At 33.2% G+C, this 19377-nt stretch carries 18 protein-coding genes; 5 read left to right on the top strand and 13 right to left on the bottom strand.

Translation table 11 applies throughout. From position 1 onward, the window contains the following. Positions 1–28 precede the first annotated feature (28 nt). The 7 genes from LQ598_RS04865 to LQ598_RS04895 are packed head-to-tail and all read right to left on the bottom strand — an operon-like array spanning position 29 to position 5263. Positions 29–367, bottom strand: coding sequence for a PTS sugar transporter subunit IIA (locus tag LQ598_RS04865; protein WP_239745330.1), 339 nt, complete (start codon positions 365–367; stop codon positions 29–31). Next, the gene (locus LQ598_RS04870) at positions 342–509 is read right to left on the bottom strand and encodes a hypothetical protein (RefSeq protein WP_239745331.1); all 168 of its coding nucleotides are present in this window, start codon (positions 507–509) and stop codon (positions 342–344) included. The genes LQ598_RS04865 and LQ598_RS04870 overlap by 26 nt, the downstream gene beginning before the upstream one ends. 24 nt (positions 510–533) lie before the next feature. Beyond that, a complete protein-coding gene (locus LQ598_RS04875; RefSeq protein ID WP_239745332.1) occupies positions 534–1907 on the bottom strand; it encodes a BglG family transcription antiterminator in 1374 nt (457 codons plus the stop codon). A 36-nt stretch (positions 1908–1943) separates the two neighbouring features. Beyond that, positions 1944–3326: a glycoside hydrolase family 1 protein gene (locus LQ598_RS04880; protein ID WP_239745333.1), complete on the bottom strand. Its 1383-nt coding sequence runs from the start codon at positions 3324–3326 to the stop codon at positions 1944–1946. Beyond that, a complete protein-coding gene (locus LQ598_RS04885) occupies positions 3323–3637 on the bottom strand; it encodes a PTS sugar transporter subunit IIA (RefSeq protein ID WP_016912616.1) in 315 nt (104 codons plus the stop codon). The genes LQ598_RS04880 and LQ598_RS04885 overlap by 4 nt, the downstream gene beginning before the upstream one ends. Positions 3638–3658: 21 nt before the next feature. Further along, positions 3659–4939, bottom strand: coding sequence for a PTS cellobiose transporter subunit IIC (gene celB / locus LQ598_RS04890; protein WP_239745343.1), 1281 nt, complete (start codon positions 4937–4939; stop codon positions 3659–3661). Between the two features lie 9 nt (positions 4940–4948). Next, the gene (locus tag LQ598_RS04895) at positions 4949–5263 is read right to left on the bottom strand and encodes a PTS sugar transporter subunit IIB (RefSeq protein ID WP_239745334.1); all 315 of its coding nucleotides are present in this window, start codon (positions 5261–5263) and stop codon (positions 4949–4951) included. A 204-nt stretch (positions 5264–5467) separates the two neighbouring features. Between LQ598_RS04895 and LQ598_RS04900 the strand changes: the two genes are divergently transcribed. From LQ598_RS04900 to LQ598_RS04910, 3 genes are all read left to right on the top strand, one after another. Continuing rightward, the gene (locus LQ598_RS04900) at positions 5468–6829 is read left to right on the top strand and encodes an amino acid permease (RefSeq protein ID WP_016912613.1); all 1362 of its coding nucleotides are present in this window, start codon (positions 5468–5470) and stop codon (positions 6827–6829) included. A 204-nt stretch (positions 6830–7033) separates the two neighbouring features. Continuing rightward, entirely contained in the window at positions 7034–8200 is a 1167-nt protein-coding gene (locus tag LQ598_RS04905; RefSeq protein WP_107536886.1) for a hypothetical protein, read from the top strand. A gap of 19 nt (positions 8201–8219) precedes the next feature. Next, entirely contained in the window at positions 8220–9437 is a 1218-nt protein-coding gene (locus LQ598_RS04910; protein WP_107536887.1) for a metal-dependent hydrolase family protein, read from the top strand. 722 nt (positions 9438–10159) lie between these two features. Here the strand turns inward: LQ598_RS04910 and LQ598_RS04915 are convergent. From LQ598_RS04915 to gabT, 3 genes are read right to left on the bottom strand one after another with little or no spacing between them, the layout of a single operon-like run. Next, complete coding sequence (locus LQ598_RS04915) at positions 10160–11539, bottom strand: NAD-dependent succinate-semialdehyde dehydrogenase (protein ID WP_107536888.1); 1380 nt, start codon at positions 11537–11539, stop codon at positions 10160–10162. Then, positions 11502–12893 (bottom strand): APC family permease, encoded by a 1392-nt coding sequence (locus LQ598_RS04920; protein WP_107536889.1) that lies wholly within the window; start codon positions 12891–12893, stop codon positions 11502–11504. The genes LQ598_RS04915 and LQ598_RS04920 overlap by 38 nt, the downstream gene beginning before the upstream one ends. Before the next feature lie 31 nt (positions 12894–12924). Further along, complete coding sequence (gabT, locus tag LQ598_RS04925; RefSeq protein WP_016912987.1) at positions 12925–14211, bottom strand: 4-aminobutyrate--2-oxoglutarate transaminase; 1287 nt, start codon at positions 14209–14211, stop codon at positions 12925–12927. Between the two features lie 102 nt (positions 14212–14313). Between gabT and gabR the strand changes: the two genes are divergently transcribed. Continuing rightward, the gene (gene gabR / locus LQ598_RS04930; protein WP_126578779.1) at positions 14314–15690 is read left to right on the top strand and encodes a MocR-like transcriptional regulator GabR; all 1377 of its coding nucleotides are present in this window, start codon (positions 14314–14316) and stop codon (positions 15688–15690) included. 491 nt (positions 15691–16181) lie between these two features. Here the strand turns inward: gabR and LQ598_RS04935 are convergent, their stop codons facing one another. Next, complete coding sequence (locus LQ598_RS04935; protein WP_107536891.1) at positions 16182–17192, bottom strand: aldose epimerase family protein; 1011 nt, start codon at positions 17190–17192, stop codon at positions 16182–16184. 97 nt (positions 17193–17289) lie between these two features. Further along, entirely contained in the window at positions 17290–17877 is a 588-nt protein-coding gene (gene lepB / locus LQ598_RS04940) for a signal peptidase I (protein WP_107536892.1), read from the bottom strand. Between the two features lie 905 nt (positions 17878–18782). On the opposite strand from lepB, the gene LQ598_RS04945 reads away from it, so the two are divergent. Beyond that, positions 18783–19082 carry a DUF3923 family protein gene (locus LQ598_RS04945; RefSeq protein ID WP_233709592.1) on the top strand — a complete coding sequence of 100 codons (300 nt, stop codon included), beginning with the start codon at positions 18783–18785 and terminating at the stop codon, positions 19080–19082. A gap of 122 nt (positions 19083–19204) precedes the next feature. Here LQ598_RS04945 and LQ598_RS04950 read toward each other — a convergent pair whose 3' ends face one another. After that, positions 19205–19366, bottom strand: coding sequence for a hypothetical protein (locus tag LQ598_RS04950; protein WP_158278539.1), 162 nt, complete (start codon positions 19364–19366; stop codon positions 19205–19207). Between the last annotated feature and the right edge of the window lie 11 nt (positions 19367–19377).

The raw sequence follows: 19377 nt of genomic DNA on the forward strand, positions 1-19377 counted from the left end.
AGTTTAGGTATTTATGTCCCAGACTCTACTAAGGTGAAAAGACTTTATGAAATTGTTCTTCGGTATCCGCTTCTATTAACTTTAAGACTTTAGTGTAATCATTAATAATATCGGTTAAGTTTTGATACATTTTTTCTAGATTGATTGTTGTATTCTTTTTTAAACCGAGACAAAATACAATTTGTACTTCTTTATCATCCCATGCGATTGGTTTTTCCATCGTTATCATATATATGAATGTTTGCTTTGCTAAAGGCATTACTGGATGTGGTATCGCTACTAAATTTCCATAAGCTGTAGAAGCATGTTGTTCCCTTTCTTCTACGCTGTCTATAAATCCACTATGAATTAAATCTCGCTTTTTCAATTGAGTATTTAAAAAATTTTAATAAATCATCTTTATTGTTCAACTTTGTTTTTAGTTCGATTATTTCTATTAATGCTTCTGAATGATGAGAATCCTTTAAATCAATATACCTTTGTATCTTATCTAAATCTTGCTGCGACATAATTGGATTAACATATAACACAGGTCAATCTACAGTATCATTAATCGGTACTGTTGAAATAATCAAATCTGACTGTTCGAGGTTTGCTTTATGAATATTATATAACTCTATAATTTCAGAAATTTGAATTTGATTTCCAAAGTTCTGCATCAATTTATACTTTATTAATTGAGAGCTTGTTAATCCTGAATTGCAGACAAGTATGACGTTCAACTTTCCTTTATCTGTCTCTATTCGGTTTAATGCCATCTCAAAGTGAAGCGCTAAATACCCTATTTCACTTTCCGATATTTGTACTTTTAAATCTTTTTCAATCATTTTACTCGCCACTAAAGCAATATCAAAAGCAAATGGGTAGTTTTGTTTAATTTCATTTAACATTGGATTTCTAATATTCATTTTATATTTATATCGATGAATGGATGTACATAAATGTAAATATAAGTTTTTCTTAAGTGCATTGTCTGTCGTTAAATCTAAATAAAAAATGCGTTTAATATAATCTAACATATGTTTAATCATCGTCTCAATCATATTATTTCTAGGTACATTTGTGACTTCATTCATAATACCTGTCGTCACAAAATGAATATACAAATAATCCATTTCTTTTTTAGGTAAATTCAAAGCAAAACGACGCTCTATAAATTGAATCATTTCTTGAAAGAATGCCTTTAATTCTTTAGGTAACGGTTGCTCTTCAATTTGAAATTGTTGTTCTATCATAAGTTGATTTCTCATTCTAACGATCGCAATATTAATATGTGTTACAAGATTATCAAGTTTCACTTCAGGAATTTCAATTTTATACTTGCTTAACAGTTTAATCAGATATGATTTAACGCTTTTAATATCATCTTCTGTAAAACCTATATTAACATGTTGATTATTTAATAAAAATTGAGCAATGGCATACCTAATTTGAAATTCTTTGCCAATTATTTTCATGCCGTAATTTGGACGGCTTACGATTTCAATTTCATATTGAGAGAGTATTTTTCTCATTTCATTCATGTCGTTTTTTAAAGTACCTACACTTACAAACATACTTTCACTCAAAGATTCTAGTTTTGTATAATGGTTATCCAGCAATAATTTTTTCATAATATAACGAATTCTACTATTTTGATTGTTGAAATTTAAATTTTCATCTTTTAAAAACCGTTCATTCAAAAAGTAATTAAATAAACCTTCATCCATTATTTGGAGCTGATAACCTTTTGACTTTTTGATTAAAATAGTGAAACCATATTCATTGCTCGCTTCATTAATAATTTTTATATGTGAGCGAATCGTTTTTGAAGATAGTCCCAATAATTTGGCAATTGCATCACTGTTCATATATTCGTGTTGATGCTGGTATAATATTTTAACAATGTTAAGGTCTCTGGTTTCCATCACGCTCTCTCCTAATATTTCTCTTTGTATTTCATATTAGTCATTTAAACTGTTGCTTGAAGAAACTTCTTTAAACCATTTTCCACTTTGTTTGATTGTTCTTTTCATTGTATCAATATCCACCGAAACAAAACCATATCGATTCTTATATGCATTCATCCATGACCAGTTATCCATAAACGTCCACATATGATACCCTGTACAATTCGCACCTTCTTCTATAGCTTTATTCAACCATATTAAGTGTGATTTTACAAAATCTATTCTGTAAGTATCATTAATTTGGCCGTCTTCGATGAATCGTGCTTCATTTTCAACGCCCATACCATTTTCAGAAATGAAACTTTCTATGTTGTGATAATTTTCTTTTAAATTAATCATAATATCGTATATCCCTTTAGGATAAATTTCCCAACCACGATATGGATTCATTTTTCTACCTGGCATTTCATAGTTATCAAAATAATACTCAGGGAAGAATGGTGAATTTGGATTAGGAACAGTATCTCTCGCTTTAACACGTCTAGGTTGATAGTAGTTAACACCTAATAAATCTACTGTATATTGATTAATGGTGTTTAAATGTTCTTCTGTATAAGTCGGTACCAATTCATGCTTCTTCAAAATATCTACTAAATCTTGCGGATATTGACCTTTTGTTACAGGATCTAAGAAACTTCTATTAAAGAATAAATCCGCGATTTCTGCAGCTTTAACATCCGCTTCATTTTCACTACGTGGATAAGATGGTGTTAAATTTAATATAATACCAATTTTTCCATCATAACCATTTTCTTTATAAGCTTTGATCACTTGAGCGTTCGCAAGTACAGTATTAAACGCTACCTGGAAGCCTCTTTTCGCATCAATTATATTTGGGTAATGGAAGTCATATAAATAGCCGCCTTCAACCGGTACAATTGGTTCATTAAATGTAAACCAATATTTAACACGGTCACCAAATAATTCGAAACATGTCATTGCATAATCCACATATCGATCAACAACTTCTAAAGACTCAAAACCACCTTGTTGTTGCTTTTTAAACGGCATATCAAAATGATATAAATTCACGAAAGGTTCAATATGATTTTCTTTCAAGCCATTGATAACACGATTATAAAATTGGACTGCTTCGTCATTTACTTCATTCGTATCTTGATCCATTAATCTAGCCCAAGAGATAGATAATCTAAATGAATTATGACCTGTTTCCTTCATTAATTTAATATCTTCTTCAAATTTATGATAAAAGTCTGAAGTTTGATAAGGTCCTACACCATCGAAAAATCGATTAGGTTCTTCTTCAAACCACTTGTCCCATATCGTTTCATCCTTGAATGATTTTGTACCTTCCGTTTGTGTGGCACTGGCAGCACTTCCCCACCAGAAACCTTCTGGAAATACATACTTAGTCATGATTTCATCTCCTTATATAAATCTACCATTTCATTTGCTAAATCTTTAACTGTGATTGCATTCATTAAATGATCTTGAGAATGGATGAGCAATAAATTCAATTCACTTTCCTCACCTTGTGCTTCATTTTGTAACAATTCAGTTTGATATTTATGTGCTTTATTGATTTCTTGTTCCGCTTCTTTAATGAGCGCTTCAGCTTCTTCAAAGTTTCTTTCTTTTGCACATTGTATAGCTTCCATAGCGCTTGAACGGCCGTTGCCACCGTATAATATAATTTGAAATGCTATCTCATTAATTGAGGTTGCCATCGTAAATTCCTCCATCCTATATTACTTTTCTAATTCTTGTTTTAAATAGTTTTTGTCTAATACTTTTAAAAATGGCCACCAAATGACAAATGTGATACATAAATTGACGAGTTGTAACGCTGCGCCTTGCCATGCATTTCCTGTCGCTAAAAAACCACTTATAAATATAGGTGTCGTCCATGGCACAATGACACCTGAAGGCTTCGGTACAAATCCAATGTACATAGCTGAATAACTTACAATTGTAATGATTACCGGTGAAACAATCCAAGGTATAACAACTAATGGATTCATGATGATTGGCAATCCAAATAAGATAGGTTCGTTCACATTAAATATGGAGGCTGGGGTTCCAAGTTTCGCTATTTCTTTATTTTGCTTACTTCTACAAAGTAAATATATTCCAATAACTACTGCTATTGTTCCACCAGTTCCGCCCATACCAACTAAAAATGTATCTATAAATTGTTTAGTAATAATATTTGGTAACTCTAATCCTTTTTGAAACGCTTCAAAGTTTTCATTGTTTAATGAATACCAGATTGGGTCAAACACTGTATTGACGATAATTTGCCCATGCAATCCAAAGAACCAAAATATTTGAATGAATAATACAGCAACAATAGTAGCTGGTAATCCTTTTCCTAAAGCCGTTAAAGGTTCTTGTACAATTGTATAGATTAAATCTTGTAACGTATTAAATGGTGTAAACGCAATTAAGATTCTAATGATTAAAAATATCGTTAAAGTAAATGCTACCGGAAGCAAGGCACTAAATGACTTAGAAACTTGATCTGGTACACCATTAGGCATTTTTATCGTAATATCTTTTTTCGTAAAGAAACTGTATAACTCTGAAGTAATAATAGAAACGATAATACCAAGGAACATCCCTTTTGCACCTAGTATTTCTGTAGGTATAACCCCTTCAGTCTTGCCTACTACTTGTGGCGTTAAAATTAAAACTGCACTTAGTGCTGTTACCGCTCCATAAATCCCTTCCAAGCCATTCCGTTCGGTCAATTTATACCCAATCCCGATAATTACAAATAGTCCCATAATAGAGAGTGTTGCTGCTGAAGCTGGTCCAACTGCATTTTGCCATGCTGTAAACTGACTTTCTGATAATAACTTATCTAAAAATGGAAAGTTTGCAATTACGACAAAGATAGAACCAAATATAATCAATGGTAAAGCAATCATAAAACCGTCACGTAAAGATGCTAAATATTTATTGTTATTTAATTTATCCGCTATTGGCAGTAATACATCTTCTAACTTATCCATAAAAGTGCTTTGCATTTTTATCACCTATTCCCCTAATAATGATAAAGCTTGTTTTAGTACGCCATCCCCGTCTATTCTTCCATAGCTTACTGAATCTATTGTTTCAATTGGCATTTCGATTCCTTGTTCTTCGGCTGCCTTTACAAATTTTTTCTTCATGAATCTCATTTGTGGACCGATTAATAGAACATCATAAACATCTAAAGCTTGAAAAGCATTGTCACTGGACATCGCTTTTATATTAACTTGTATATCTTGTGTTTCTGCTGCTTCTTTCATTTTTGTTACTAATAAACTCGTAGACATTCCCGCTGAGCATGCTAACAAAATATTTTTCATATTATTTTCCCCTTTCGACTATATTTACATTATATTTTGAATACGCTTACATATCGATATAATCATTTTCCTCTACTAGTGGAATGTAAATATGTTAATTATTATTATGCATAATACAAATAATAGTAGTATAATGCTTTTTATATTGTTTTTTTAAGCATATTTTTAACATATGTGTTATTGAGATTAAGGAGAGCGAAAAAAATGGAAGATCATGAATTAAAACGGAGTATGTCCAATAGACATATACAATTAATTGCTATTGGTGGCGCAATTGGTACCGGTCTTTTTCTAGGTGCTGGTAAGAGTATTTCATTAGCTGGCCCATCAATTTTATTAGTTTATATTATTATCGGTTTTTTCTTATTTATTATGATGAGAGCATTAGGAGAATTATTACTTTCAAATAGTGATTATAACTCTTTTATTGATATTGCAGAACATTATTTAGGTCCTTTATTTGGGTTTTTAACAGGATGGACATATTGGTTTTGTTGGGTAGCAACGGGAATAGCTGATATTACAGCTGTAGCAAAATATATTCAATTTTGGTATCCAGATGTTCCATCTTACGTTTCAGCCATAGCAACCGTTGTTATTTTATTAGGTTTAAATTTAATGACAGTGAAACTATTTGGTGAAGTAGAATTTTGGTTTGCACTTATAAAAATTATCGCCATCGTATTATTAATTGCGATTGGTTTATGGATGATTTTAAATGGTTTCAAATCAAGTACAGGTATTCAATCCGGTTTCCACAATTTATATTCACATGGTGGTGTGTTCCCGAATGGTGCGATGGGCTTCTTACTCGCTTTCCAAATGGCGGTATTTAGCTTTGTCGGAATTGAACTTGTTGGCGTAACAGCTCGTGAAACGAAAAATCCTGAAAAGAACTTACCTAAAGCGGTCAATTCTATCGGAATTCGTATACTCATATTTTATGTTTTAAGTTTATTAATTATCATGAGCATTACACCTTGGAATAAAATCGATCCAGATGAAAGTCCATTCGTTAGTTTATTTGTGTTAGCAGGGATTCCTGCTGCTGCGGGTATCGTAAACTTTGTTGTATTAACGTCTGCTGCAAGTGCTGCTAATAGTGGCTTATTCAGTAATAGTCGAATGGTTTATGGTTTAGGTCAAACAGGTCATGCACCTAAAACATTGAGCAAAACGAACAGACGAGGTGTACCATATCCAGCTTTAATTTTTTCAGGCGTTGTATTATTCTTAGCAGCGATATTAAACTATTTCATACCTGATGATGTGTTCACACTCGTAACAACACTGGCAACAATATTCTTTATATTTATCTGGTCTATCATTTTAATTTGTTATATTAAATTTAGAAAAGAAGATGCAGATTTACATGAAAAATCTAAATTCAAAAATCCATTTGGTGTGATTGGTTCTTACCTTTCATTACTATTTTTCGCGTTTGTACTCGTTATTTTATTCTTTGCAGAAGATACACGTACAGCGTTATTATATTCACCTCTATGGATAATCATGTTGTTAGTCGTTTACTACGTGAATCAACGTAAACAAGCCAATAAGCATTAATATCTTCAGACTGTAAACTATGTCATTCGACATGTTTACAGTCTTTTTTTATATTATTAAACGATATTAATATTCAACAACTATATGATTAAAAATTATTCGTGCAATATTTTCTTTATTTTCAAAATATTTAGAAAATACTATTAACTAATATATTTTTATGTGCTAAAGTTTGCTTATTAACTTAAAAAGGAGTGAACGCTAATGGTTAGTGAACCACTTATTTCAGCCACTATATTATTTTCATTAATTGTTCTCGGTGAAGTGATTTCATATCTTACAAAAGCACGTGTACCAATGTTATTAACAGCTATGGTCAGTTATTTACTTTTATCATGGGCAGGCGTACTACCTGAAAAGATATTAGATCACGCAATATTGCCATCGCTTGGCGCACTTATTATTGCACCTGTTATTATGCACATGGGGACGATGATGCCCCTTCATATATTGAAGTCTCAATGGAAAGCAGTTGTGATTTCAGTCTTTGGAATTATTGGTTCGACTACTTTAATTTTAATTTTCGTTACACTCCTCTTTGATTTCCGTACAGCAGCTTCAGGAGTTGGTCCAATTGCAGGCGGTATCGTTGCACTACTCATCACTGTGGAGAAACTTCAAGATTTAGGATTAGCTAACTTAATTGTATTACCTGCTATTGTTCAAGCATTGCAAGGTGTCATCGGTATGCCACTAAGTTCAATACTTATGAAACGTTATTCTAAGTATTACCTTACAAATAGAGAACATGATAAAAATGTTGCTAACATTTCTAATAAAAACAAAGTCAAAAAAGAAACAATTTTCAATAAAAATCCATTGTTACAGAACAATGTTATTAGACTATTTATCATGTTCTTCTTAGCAAGTATTGCTTTTATAATCGGAGAATTTACAGGTATCCACTACACACTGCTCAGTTTACTATTTGGTGTAATTGGATTAAAGATTGGTTTATTCGAACAAAAAGAACTCGAACGAAATCAATCGTTTACGATTATGATGGTTATCATCATCCTTATCGTTATCGGTTCTATGGGTGGTATTAAACCTCATGATTTATGGGCATTCTTACCAGCAATATTATCTATCCTCATTATCGGTACAATCGGCATTTTAATTGGTGGATTGATCGGTGCCAAATTAATTGGTTGGAGACCTACAAAAGCTTTACCAGTTGCTCTAACAGCACTATATGGTTTTCCAGGTGATTTTATTTTATGCGAAGAAGTTAGCCGTTCTGTCACAGACAACGATGAAGATAGAGAAGATGTATTTAATGAGCTACTCAGTCCAATGATTATCGGTGGATTTACAACTGTAACAGTAGCGTCGGTTATTTTAACATCTATATTAATGAATTTTCTTTAATAACTAGGAGGCATTTATCATGATTTTAAAAAACATCAACTTAATAGATGGAACAGGTAAAGAAGTACAACAAGGCGTAGATATTAAAATTGATCATAATGTTATTGCTGAAATCGGGAAAAATTTAACAGGAGACAATATTATAGAAGGAAATGGACAATATTTACTACCTGGCATGATTGATAGCCATGTACATGTCATGTTGGAAATGGAGCCATTAGAAAATCGCTTATCTACACCATTTTCATATAATTTTTATAAAGCGATAGATCATTTGAAACGAACAGTAGATGCAGGTGTGACAACTGTTAGAGATGCTTTAGGTGCAGATTTAGGTATAAAAGAAGCTGTAAATGATGGCATCATATTAGGACCACGTTTACAAATCAGTGTGAATGCATTAACGATCACTGGCGGACATGGTGATAGTTACACAAAATCAGGTATACACTTACCACTTTTACAAGATGATTATCCAGGTATGCCGAATGGATTGTGTGACGGTGTGAATGAAGTACGAAAAAAAGCGCGTGAAATGTTAAGAGCCGGAGCAGATGTATTAAAAGTTCATGCAACTGGCGGCGTTACAAGTGCTACTGATCACCCAGACTACACACAATTTTCATTAGAAGAATTAAAAGTCATTGTAGAAGAAGCCCAGTTTAGAAACAATCGTAAAGTAATGGCGCACGCACAAGGTTTACAAGGCGTCAAACAGTGTATAGAAGCGGGTATCCATTCAATCGAACACGGCATATATTTAGACGATGAAGCAGTCAAATTAATGAAAGAAAAAGAAATGTATTTAGTACCAACACTGCTCGCTCCCCTTTCAGTGATAGAATTTGCTGCTGAATTAGGCATGAGTGAGAACTCTATAAACAAATCAAAACAAGTCATGCAAGATCATATCGACAGCTTCAAAAAAGCACATCAAGCAGGCGTAAAAATCGCAATGGGTACAGATGCCGGCGTATTTAAACACGGTACTAACTTAAGAGAATTAGAACTCATGGTAGAACACGGTATGACAGAAATGGAAGCCATCATTGCATCCACTAAAACAGCAGCAGAATGCTTAGGTTACGATGACGAACTCGGTACTATCGAAATAGGTAAAAAAGCAGACTTTATATTGCTAGACCAAAACCCATTAGAAGACATTGGCATCTTAAGAGACCCTCAAAAAATTAAAGTCGTATCAATAGACGGTAAAATCGTAAAAGACATTAGATAAATAGAGCATCCTTTCTTAAATGTAAAAGCGCGTAAATTCCTATTCTCGAGGAATTTACGCGCTTTTATTTTATTTAGTGAGTCTTCGTGCGTTTTATCCAGTTTTTACCAAAATCGCACGATATCTTCCAAGTCTTGGTGCGATTTGACCGTGATATTATCAAGTCGGACTCCACTTGATAAATAGCAAACAACCTTTATAATCTTCCTCCACGATTTTGAAACATACATTGCTTCTATGTTGCTTGTTTGGCAAGTCTTGCAACATACGAGCCTTCTATGTTGCTTGTTTAGTAAGTCTTGCAACATACAGACCTTCTATGTTGCTTGTTTAGTAAGTCTTGCAACATTCGGAGCTTCTATGTTGCTTGTTTGGCAAGTCTTGCAACATTCGGAGCTTCTATGTTGCTTGTTTGGTCAGTCTTGCAACATTCGGAGCTTCTATGTTGCTTGTTTGGTCAGTCTTGCAACATACAGCATGTACTTAAAAGAACAAACAAAAAAACATTATAGAAATGACTGTCCCCCACGATTTTGCAAAGTGCGGACGCCCGGGGGAATAGTATGCCGCGCGACTACAGGCTCGAGCCATACCCCAGGCAAGCATGCACTTTCAAAATCGCAACACTCTAAAAACAAATAAATCTCTTCACTAGGCTATCACCTAATGAAGAGATTTATTTTGAGATCGGATATCTATGTCCCCGAACCTTTATTTATATACTACATATTACCTATTGATAAATATTTTGTTTCTAAATATGGTTCTATACCTTCTATACCGCCTTCACGACCGTAACCACTTTCTTTATATCCGCCAAATGGTGCATGGGCTGCTGATGGTGCGCCATCGTTCCACCCAATCACGCCATAATCAAGCTTTTTATAAATATCGAAGCCTGTTCTATAATCGTTCGTAAAGAAGTAAGCTGCTAATCCATATTCAGTATCGTTTGCTACTTTTAAGATTTCATCTAAATCATCATATGTCATAACAGCTGCAATTGGTCCGAAAGTTTCTTCATGCATCACTTTCATTTCTAGATTAGCATGACGAATCACGACTGGTTTTAAGAAGTTGCCTCCTAATTTCAGTTGTTCTATTGATAATGACAGTTCGCCACCATGTTCGACTGCATCTTCTATTTGATCTATTACTTTTTCTACCGCTTGTTGATTAATAAGTGGTCCCATATCTGTATCTTTTTCTATACCATTTCCTACATTTAAAGCGTTCACTTTTTCAGTTAGTAATGCTGTATAGTCTTGTTCAATATCTTTATGTACAAAAATTCTATTTGCACTGATACACGTTTGGCCAGAATTTCTAAATTTAGTAGCAATTGTTTGATTAACAGCTAATTCGATATCTGCATCTTTATGTACGATTACTGGTGCTAATCCACCTAATTCCATCGTCACATTTTTAACACTATCAGCTGAAGCTTTAATCAATTGTTTCCCAACTGGTGTTGACCCTGTAAAAGTAATTTTTTGAATGATTGGACTTTCTGTAAAAATTCTTCCAGCATCTCGACCACTTAAAACGACATATTGTATAGCATCTTCAGGTATACCCGCTTCATGTGCTAATTCAACCATTCGAATCGTTGTTAAAGGTGTTTCCAATGCTGGCTTACATACGATGGTACAACCTGCAGCTAATGCTGGTGCCATTTTTCTAGCAATCATGGCTGCTGGGAAGTTCCAAGGTGTAATCGCACCTACAACGCCAACTGGGAACGGATCTGTAATAATCTTTTTACCTTTTTGATTCGCTGGTATTGTTTTGCCATAAATACGCTTTGCTTCTTCTTGATACCATTGTATATAACTATTAGCATAGGCAACTTCACCCAACGCTTCTTTATAAGGCTTTCCATTTTCTAACGTAATCAGTTCTGCTAATTCTTCTTTATGTTCTTCAATGAGTTGATACCATTTCAATAAAAGTGCAGAACGATCATGTGCATCTCTTTCACGCCAAGATTCAAATGCTACTTGTGCTTTATTGATCTGTTGATTTACTTCTTCTTCAGAAGTGTACTGGATTGTCTTAACGACTTCATTCGTTGCTGGATTGTATACTTTGAGTTCTTTCAAATACTTCATCCCCCTTAGGTTTAGTTAAATATAGAATTGCTGCAATGCCATACCAAACAAATACGATAATCCATTCATGTGGCCAAATAAGTGATGAAGGCATTCCAGGTAAATAAATAGCAATAAATCCAATACTTAAAATAACTGCTACCCAACCGACAAATTTACCACCTTTAATACGGTATGGTCTTTCTAAATCTGGCTCACTTTTTCTTAATTTCAAGAAAGAAAAAGCAACGAGCAAGTAACCTAATACGACACCTATACCACCTGCATCAACGATCCACACGAGTGCTGGACGTCCTAATAAAGGCGCAACAAATGCTAATATACCAAGGAATATAATGCCGTGTGTCGGTGTCTTATATTTAGGGTGAATAAATCCAAACCACTTAGGAATCATATTATTTTTAGACATCGCATATAGAATACGACTACCACCAATAATAAAGGCATTCCAACTTGTTATAATACCGGCAACGCCACCTAATACAAGTAAGATACCAAATCCACTAGAGCCAAATAAATTCACCATAGCATCTGCAGTAGCTAATTCACTCGTTTGTAATTGGCTAGGTGTTAATCCTGTTGCAACACCAAATACAATAAGTAAATAGAAAATAACCGAAGCGATTATTGAAATAACAAGTATGCGACCTATCATTTTAGCAGGTGCTTTAACTTCTTCTGCAATTTGAGGAATCACATCAAATCCTACAAACAGGAATGGAATCATGATGAGTACTGACATCGTCCCACCTACACCATTACTGAACAATGGTTTTAGTTGTGTGAATTCACCATTAAATCCCGCTCCAAAAAATAGTAATAATCCTACGCCTACGATAAATATTGTAAACACCGTTTGCATAATCGCAGCAGGCTTTACACCAAAATAATTCAATGACGTTAAGACTACACTACCAAGAGAACCGATCAGAACCCAAGTTAAGTAAACATCCCAACCTGCTAGATTCCAAAGAAAACCTGTATGTTCAAATGGTATAACGTAATCAATAACTGTCGGCAATGCTACTGCTTCAAAAGTGATAACAGATACATAGCCAAATAATACTGACCAACCTGAAATAAAAGCTATTCCTGGACTAAATGCTTTCTTAACAAAGACAAATCCCCCACCTGTTTCAGGTATTGCAGAGGCTAATTCAGCATAAGTCAATCCTATGAAAATAACTAATAAGCCACCTATTGCAAAAGCTATAATACTTCCTAAAAATCCTGCTTCAGAAATCCATTCTCCCGAAAGCACAACCCAGCCCCATCCAAGCATAGCGCCAATCGCGAGAAATAATATATCTGCTATATTCATTGTTTTATTAAATTGAGAACTCATATTCATACCCCATTTTTATTAGTCATAAATCTTAAAGACTAGATTCTAAAATCGTAAATCCTTTGTTTAATTCTTGATCTGTAATGACTAAAGGTGCTAGAAATCTAATCACGTTACCGTTAATACCAGCTGATAATAATAATAACCCATTATCGTTAGCTGTTTTCACAATTTGTGATGTTTTGAGTTTATCCGGTGCTTTTGTTTCTGGGTCTACAATTTCCATTGCGACCATTGCACCTAATCTACGAATGTCTCCAACAAAATTATGTTCTAGTTTATATGATTCTAACGTTGCTTCTATAGTCGCACCAAGTTGCTCAGCTTTAGCATTTAAATTTTCTTCTTCTATAATTTCGATTACTTTAAGCGCCGCTTCACAAGCTAGTGGATTACCTGCATATGTACCACCAATTTCACCTGGGTTTGGACTATCTACAATTTCACTTCTTCCTACAACACCACTCAATGGGAAACCTGCTGCAAGCGATTTAGATACCGTCATTAAATCTGGTATCACATCAAAGTGCTCTATCGCAAACATCTTTCCAGTTCGAGCAAATCCAGTTTGTATTTCATCTGCAATAAATACAATACCATGTTCTTCACAAATATCTTTTAAAGCACGCACAAACTTTTTGTCAGGTATAATAAATCCACCTTCACCTTGTACCGGTTCAATAACGACACATGCAACTTCTGAAGGATCTACAGTTGCGATAAAGAAGTTCTTCAAATCTTTGATCACGCTATCAATATACGCTTCATCACTCAATCCTTCTGGTTTATCAGCTAAATATGGATACGGTGCTTGATATACTTCTGGTGCAAATGGTCCAAATCCAAATTTATATGGTTTTACTTTACTTGTCATAGACATCGTTAAATTTGTTCTTCCGTGGAAACCTCTAATGAAAGATACAACTTGTTGTCTACCTGTATATTTTCGAGCTATTTTCACAGCATTTTCTACTGCTTCAGCTCCTGAATTTAAGAGTACTGTTTTCTTTTTATGATCACCTGGTGTAATTTCAGCTAATTTTTCAGCTAGCTTAATATAGCTTTCATACATAATGACATTAAATCCAGGTAATATAAATCGTTCTAGTTCTTTTTTTAGATGTTCAGTAATTTTCGGATGTGAATGACCAACATTTAATGTTCCAATTGCCCCTGCAAAGTCGATCCATTCTTTACCTTCATTATCTGTAACAGTTGCCCCTTTAGCAAAATCAGCAATATGTGTATTACCATTACTGACACCTCTTGCTACATATTCGTTACGTAAAGATACTAATTGTTCTTGAGTCTTACCCATCTAAAATCCCTCCTATTGTTTATTTAGTACATATTAAAAAAATATTGGTATAATGAAAAGTACCAGTTTTGATTTTTATATGGTACCAGAGGGGTGAAAAGTATGGCACAAACTTACAAATATAGAGAGATTTATCTCAAAACAAAACAAGATATTCTCTCACAACAATATAATAGTCATGAAAAGTTACCATCAAAAAGACAACTAGCAAACGACCAAAATGTCAGCATAAACACTGTAAAAAATGCGTATGAACAACTTTTTGCAGAAGGTTACATATATACAAAAGAAAGACAGGGATATTTTGTTGAAGCTTTAAATAAACTAATCATTCAAGATCATCGTATCCCACAGCCTATACATAATAATCCGAATAAAATTAAATCTTCATATCGTTACTCTTTTTCTCATATGACAACAGATATATCTCAGTTTCCAATTGATTTATGGTCTAAGCATACTAAAGAAGCATTTCGACTTTTCCAAAATGAAATGTCAGAAATACCAATTTATAAAGGACCTTTAGAACTCAGGAAATCTATCGCTCAACTCATCTCGTACAAAAGAGGCGTGACATGTTACCCAGATCAAATCATTGTCAGTTCAGGCACTGCAAACTTATTAAGCGCCTTGTTCAATACATTTTCAAACAACCAAAAAATTGCCATGGAAAATCCAGGTTATTCACGTATGAGAAAACTTTTTATAGATATGGGACAAGATGTCGTGAACATTCCTCTCGATCAAAAAGGACTATCTGTTAATCGTGTAAAATCAGAACAACCAGATTTTGTTGTGACGACACCTTCCCACCAATTTCCAACAGGGACAATTATGCCGATTTCTAGAAGAATAGAATTATTGAATTGGGTAACAGAACACAATAAATACATCATAGAAGATGATTATGATAGTGAATATAAATATGGAACAGATAATATTCCTTCCTTATATAGTTTAGATAAAAATGATCGTGTCATATACTTAGGGACATTCTCAAAGACGTTAATGCCAAGTTTAAGAGTGAGCTATATGGTGCTGCCATACCCTCTACTTTATAAATTTGATTTAGCAACAGACACTGCAATTACAGATTTAAGCTTAATTAACGCTTATACACTACATCTATTTATAAAATCAGGAAACTACGAGAAATATATTAGAAAAATGCACCACATATATACTGAAAAAAGAGAGCTATTTTTAAAAGTATTAAACAAAGAATTTAAAGAAGATATTTCTATATACGACATGGAAGCTGGATTACACTTTTTATTAAGTATCAAAACATCACTCACTTATCAAGAAATAGAACAAAAAGCACATGATAATAGTATAGAACTCTATACATTAAGAAGATTTATGGTCGATGAACCTGCGAACTCAAGAGTCAAAACGCTTATTATTGGATTTGCAAAAATAGAACTAGAAGACATCGAACCTGCAATATTAAAATTAAAAGAAATCATTTATGAATAAAGGTAAAATAAGCAATTCAAATAAATAAGAGCTTAGGACATAAATGTCCTAAACTATAATGATTTTGTAAAGTGCATGCTTGCCTAGGGGTATGGCTCGAGCCTGTAGTCTCTCACTCATACTATTCCCCTGGGCGTCAGCACTTTACAAAATCGTGGAGGAAGATTATAAAGAATTTTCGCTATTTTTTCGTTTGTTCCTTTAAGTACATGCTGTATGTTGCAAGACTTACCAAACAAGCAACATAGAAGCACTGTATGTTGCAAGACTCACTAAACAAGCAACATAGAAGGTATGTATGTTTTAAAATCTTATGATTTTGTAAAGTGCATGCTTGCCTAGGGGTATGGCTCGAGCCTGTAGTCTCTCGTACATACTATTCCCCCGGGCGTCAGCACTTTACAAAATCAGAAATATAAAATCACCCAATCCGAAAATGATTCCAACGGATTGGGTGATTTATTTTAAGTTGTGATTTATATCCCAACCTCTTATTTTTTACGCTTAATTTGATAACTTGTTTCACTACTATATGTCTTACCGCTTCTTAATATAGAAGGTGCCTTATCACCTAACAAATGTATATCATCTGGTATGGCTTGTGCTTCTAATGTAAATCCACCGTGTTCGTGAATCGTGTTAGCTTCGTCATTCCAATCTACATCGTTTAAAGTAAAGAGAACTACGTGATCTTGATCCGTTTGCATTTCAATTTCTAGTTCATCGTTTGATATATTAAATGATGTATTTTCTAATTTAACTGGATGGTCAATACCATTGAATTGCTCTATTTGTTCCAAACCACTATCAAATATATCTTTAAAAGTGAGTATATCTTTATTTAATTCATCATTAATATTAACTGTATTCAATGATTTGACGATTTGATTTTCTTTTAAAGGATAAAATTCAATTTGATTATGAATAGTATGATTTTCAATAGTTTCATTTGTACGATTCAAATTAAAATACACATGATTCATTGGATTAAATAACGTATCTTCTGTACTCGTAGCTTCATAATGAATCGTCCACATCATTTGAGTTAAATCATAACGATGAGCCACTTTAATTTGGATATCACCTGGGAAATAATCATCATCCGATTGTATATCTACAGTATAAATAACTGTAACAACTTCATCTTCATTTATTATTTCATAATCACTTACGCTTGTATGTAATCCATTTGATCCACCATGTAAATTGTGTTGAGCATCATTTTGCTCTAACTTATAAGTTTGACCATTCAATTCAAACGTTGCATTTTCAATTCTACCGCCATATCTTCCAACTGTAGCGCCAAAGAAATATGGATTTTCTTCATAATATTGAATCACGTCTTCATTTTCATTAGGACCTAGAATGACAGACCTATTATGAACTTTCCAATCTACAATTCTCATACCAAAATTCGTAAATTTAATTTCTGAGTTCTCATCATAAATCGTAATTAAATCTATATTTTTATCTTCATCTAAAATCTCAATGTTAAAAGCCATCAACTTACCCCTATTCTTTAATATTAACGTTTACTCAAATAAATTTTAGCATAGTTAACAAACAAGTTAATAGAGATGTGATTTATACATCATTTAATCAATGTTCATTAACTTCATCGAACGATTTAGAACTAAAACCATATTTCATGTCACGAGTAGGCAAGACTCTCATTTTAGCTTTACCAACTATCTGTTTCTCCGCAATTAAGCCAACATCTAAACGGCTATCATTACTATTCATACGATTATCACCCAACACTAAATATCTACCTTCAGGAATGACTTTCTTTCCACCTGAATTTTTTGTATCTGATACATCAAAGTTTTCTGTTAAATAATCCGAATATTTATGTTCTTTATTAAAATCTAAATAAGGCTCTGCTACTTTTTCACCATTCACATAAAGCTGATCTTGCTTGTACTCTACAGTATCTCCAGGCATCCCAATTAACCTCTTAATAAAATCTTTTTCCTCATTAGCATGGAAAATAATAACGTCACCTCTATCAATAGTCCCTAATGATTTAGAAATCTTACTGACAGCAAGGTTGTCGTGATCATTAAAAGTTGGAGACATCGATTCACCATGAACTTCGTATCTACTGATTAAAAAAGTTGTGATTAACCAAGCAGCAACTATAGCAATCGCAATAGAAGCAACCCATTCCATTATGTTTCTTACCATTATATACCTCCTAGTTCTTTAAACACCAAATCAATATAATCAGTATTCTAATTTTATTGAAATTATATCATATGTAAACAACATAATATATAAAAAAGTAATAGAGTATGATTTGAATAATCGTGCTATTATAAAATTGAAAAAGGGCAACATGCACCAACATGTCGCCCTAGCGAGCCTTGGAAAAAGACGATGGCTTATTATATTTTACTTGAAAATAACCTCTAGTCACTTTACCAATGTAGTATCTAGATGGTTATTTTTTGGGTTATTATTTATCATTAGACAAAATATACCAAATCGTGCTATTATAAAATTGAAAAAAGGCAACATGCACTAACATGTCGCCCTAGCGAGCCTTCTAAAAAGACGATGGCTTGTAATATTTAAGGTATTAAAATAACCTCTAGTTACTTAGCCAAAGTAGTATCTAGATGGTTATTTTTTTTGGTTATTATTACTCATTATTACTAAACCAATGATTGACAGTACAACCATCAGCATTTCATAATCCGTCATACTTTTCCTTTCCAGGAGCTAAACCAAATACATAGGCATCACCCCATTTTCATGAAGTTAGCCACCATCTATCTTGCTCGCCATTATATTATATCAAATTACCATTATTTGTCATAATGTTTTTATATCATTGGACAAGATATGCCGATCGTGCTATTATAAAATTGTAAAATTTCTAGTTACATTGCCAAAGTATTAATAAAACTAAAAAAAGGCAACATGCATGAACATGTCGCCCTAGCGAGTCTTCTAAATAGACGATGGCTTGTAAAACTTTAGTTGTAAAAATAACCTCTAGTTACTTAGCCAAAGTAGTATCTAGATGGTTATTTTTTTTGGTTATTATTACTAACCCAATGAATTGACTAATATTGCTCATTTAAAATATGAATGATAACATTTTAATTATAAGATTATTAAAATACATACTGAAAAGAGGATTCTACTTGAAAATATCGTGGATTTTATGGTGGGTATTAACTGTAATTGAATTAGGATCATTCATTACGATTTCTTTATTATTATGGTTTAGGGATGTTGATGCTACAGGTGCTGTTCAAACAACAGAATTAAAATGGATGTCTATTGGTATGATCTCTACCTTGTTTATCATACCGTTTTTAACTCAAATCGCTTGGCTAATTATCAATATTGTTACTTCAAAGAAACTAGCACCTCAAAAATAACATATCTATTTTCCTTAAATAAGCCCCATGTCATCCACTTCTATAAATGGATGACATGGGGCTTTGTTAGTCAGTTTAACGACTTTATAAGTTTAGACTTATGAACATGATTCTAATACTGTTTATGTTCTTCTTTTTTTTATTGCTTTATATGCCGCTATAAAGAATAATATTCCAGATGTTATCCATAGAACTCCAGATAAATTTATTAAGTTACCATGTAAATTCGTGGCGATCATTGGAAGAATGCCTGCTATTAAAATTAAAAATATAACTGTTCTCATTGTAATCCCTC

The organism is Mammaliicoccus sp. F-M27 (genome assembly GCF_022387115.1).
Classification (GTDB): domain Bacteria; phylum Bacillota; class Bacilli; order Staphylococcales; family Staphylococcaceae; genus Mammaliicoccus; species Mammaliicoccus vitulinus.

Excerpts from the sequence above, each read along its gene's own strand:
- LQ598_RS04950 (WP_158278539.1), bottom strand. The coding sequence starts at position 19,366 with ATGAGAACAGTTATATTTTTAATTTTAATAGCAGGCATTCTTCCAATG.
- lepB (WP_107536892.1), bottom strand. The coding sequence starts at position 17,877 with ATGGTAAGAAACATAATGGAATGGGTTGCTTCTATTGCGATTGCTATA.
- LQ598_RS04880 (WP_239745333.1), bottom strand. The coding sequence starts at position 3,326 with ATGACTAAGTATGTATTTCCAGAAGGTTTCTGGTGGGGAAGTGCTGCC.
- LQ598_RS04870 (WP_239745331.1), bottom strand. The coding sequence starts at position 509 with ATGTCGCAGCAAGATTTAGATAAGATACAAAGGTATATTGATTTAAAG.
- LQ598_RS04945 (WP_233709592.1), top strand. The coding sequence starts at position 18,783 with ATGAATGATAACATTTTAATTATAAGATTATTAAAATACATACTGAAA.
- LQ598_RS04895 (WP_239745334.1), bottom strand. The coding sequence starts at position 5,263 with ATGAAAAATATTTTGTTAGCATGCTCAGCGGGAATGTCTACGAGTTTA.
- LQ598_RS04920 (WP_107536889.1), bottom strand. The coding sequence starts at position 12,893 with ATGAGTTCTCAATTTAATAAAACAATGAATATAGCAGATATATTATTT.
- celB (WP_239745343.1), bottom strand. The coding sequence starts at position 4,939 with ATGCAAAGCACTTTTATGGATAAGTTAGAAGATGTATTACTGCCAATA.
- LQ598_RS04885 (WP_016912616.1), bottom strand. The coding sequence starts at position 3,637 with ATGGCAACCTCAATTAATGAGATAGCATTTCAAATTATATTATACGGT.
- gabR (WP_126578779.1), top strand. The coding sequence starts at position 14,314 with ATGGCACAAACTTACAAATATAGAGAGATTTATCTCAAAACAAAACAA.
- LQ598_RS04910 (WP_107536887.1), top strand. The coding sequence starts at position 8,220 with ATGATTTTAAAAAACATCAACTTAATAGATGGAACAGGTAAAGAAGTA.
- gabT (WP_016912987.1), bottom strand. The coding sequence starts at position 14,211 with ATGGGTAAGACTCAAGAACAATTAGTATCTTTACGTAACGAATATGTA.
- LQ598_RS04935 (WP_107536891.1), bottom strand. The coding sequence starts at position 17,192 with ATGGCTTTTAACATTGAGATTTTAGATGAAGATAAAAATATAGATTTA.
- LQ598_RS04905 (WP_107536886.1), top strand. The coding sequence starts at position 7,034 with ATGGTTAGTGAACCACTTATTTCAGCCACTATATTATTTTCATTAATT.
- LQ598_RS04875 (WP_239745332.1), bottom strand. The coding sequence starts at position 1,907 with ATGGAAACCAGAGACCTTAACATTGTTAAAATATTATACCAGCATCAA.
- LQ598_RS04900 (WP_016912613.1), top strand. The coding sequence starts at position 5,468 with ATGGAAGATCATGAATTAAAACGGAGTATGTCCAATAGACATATACAA.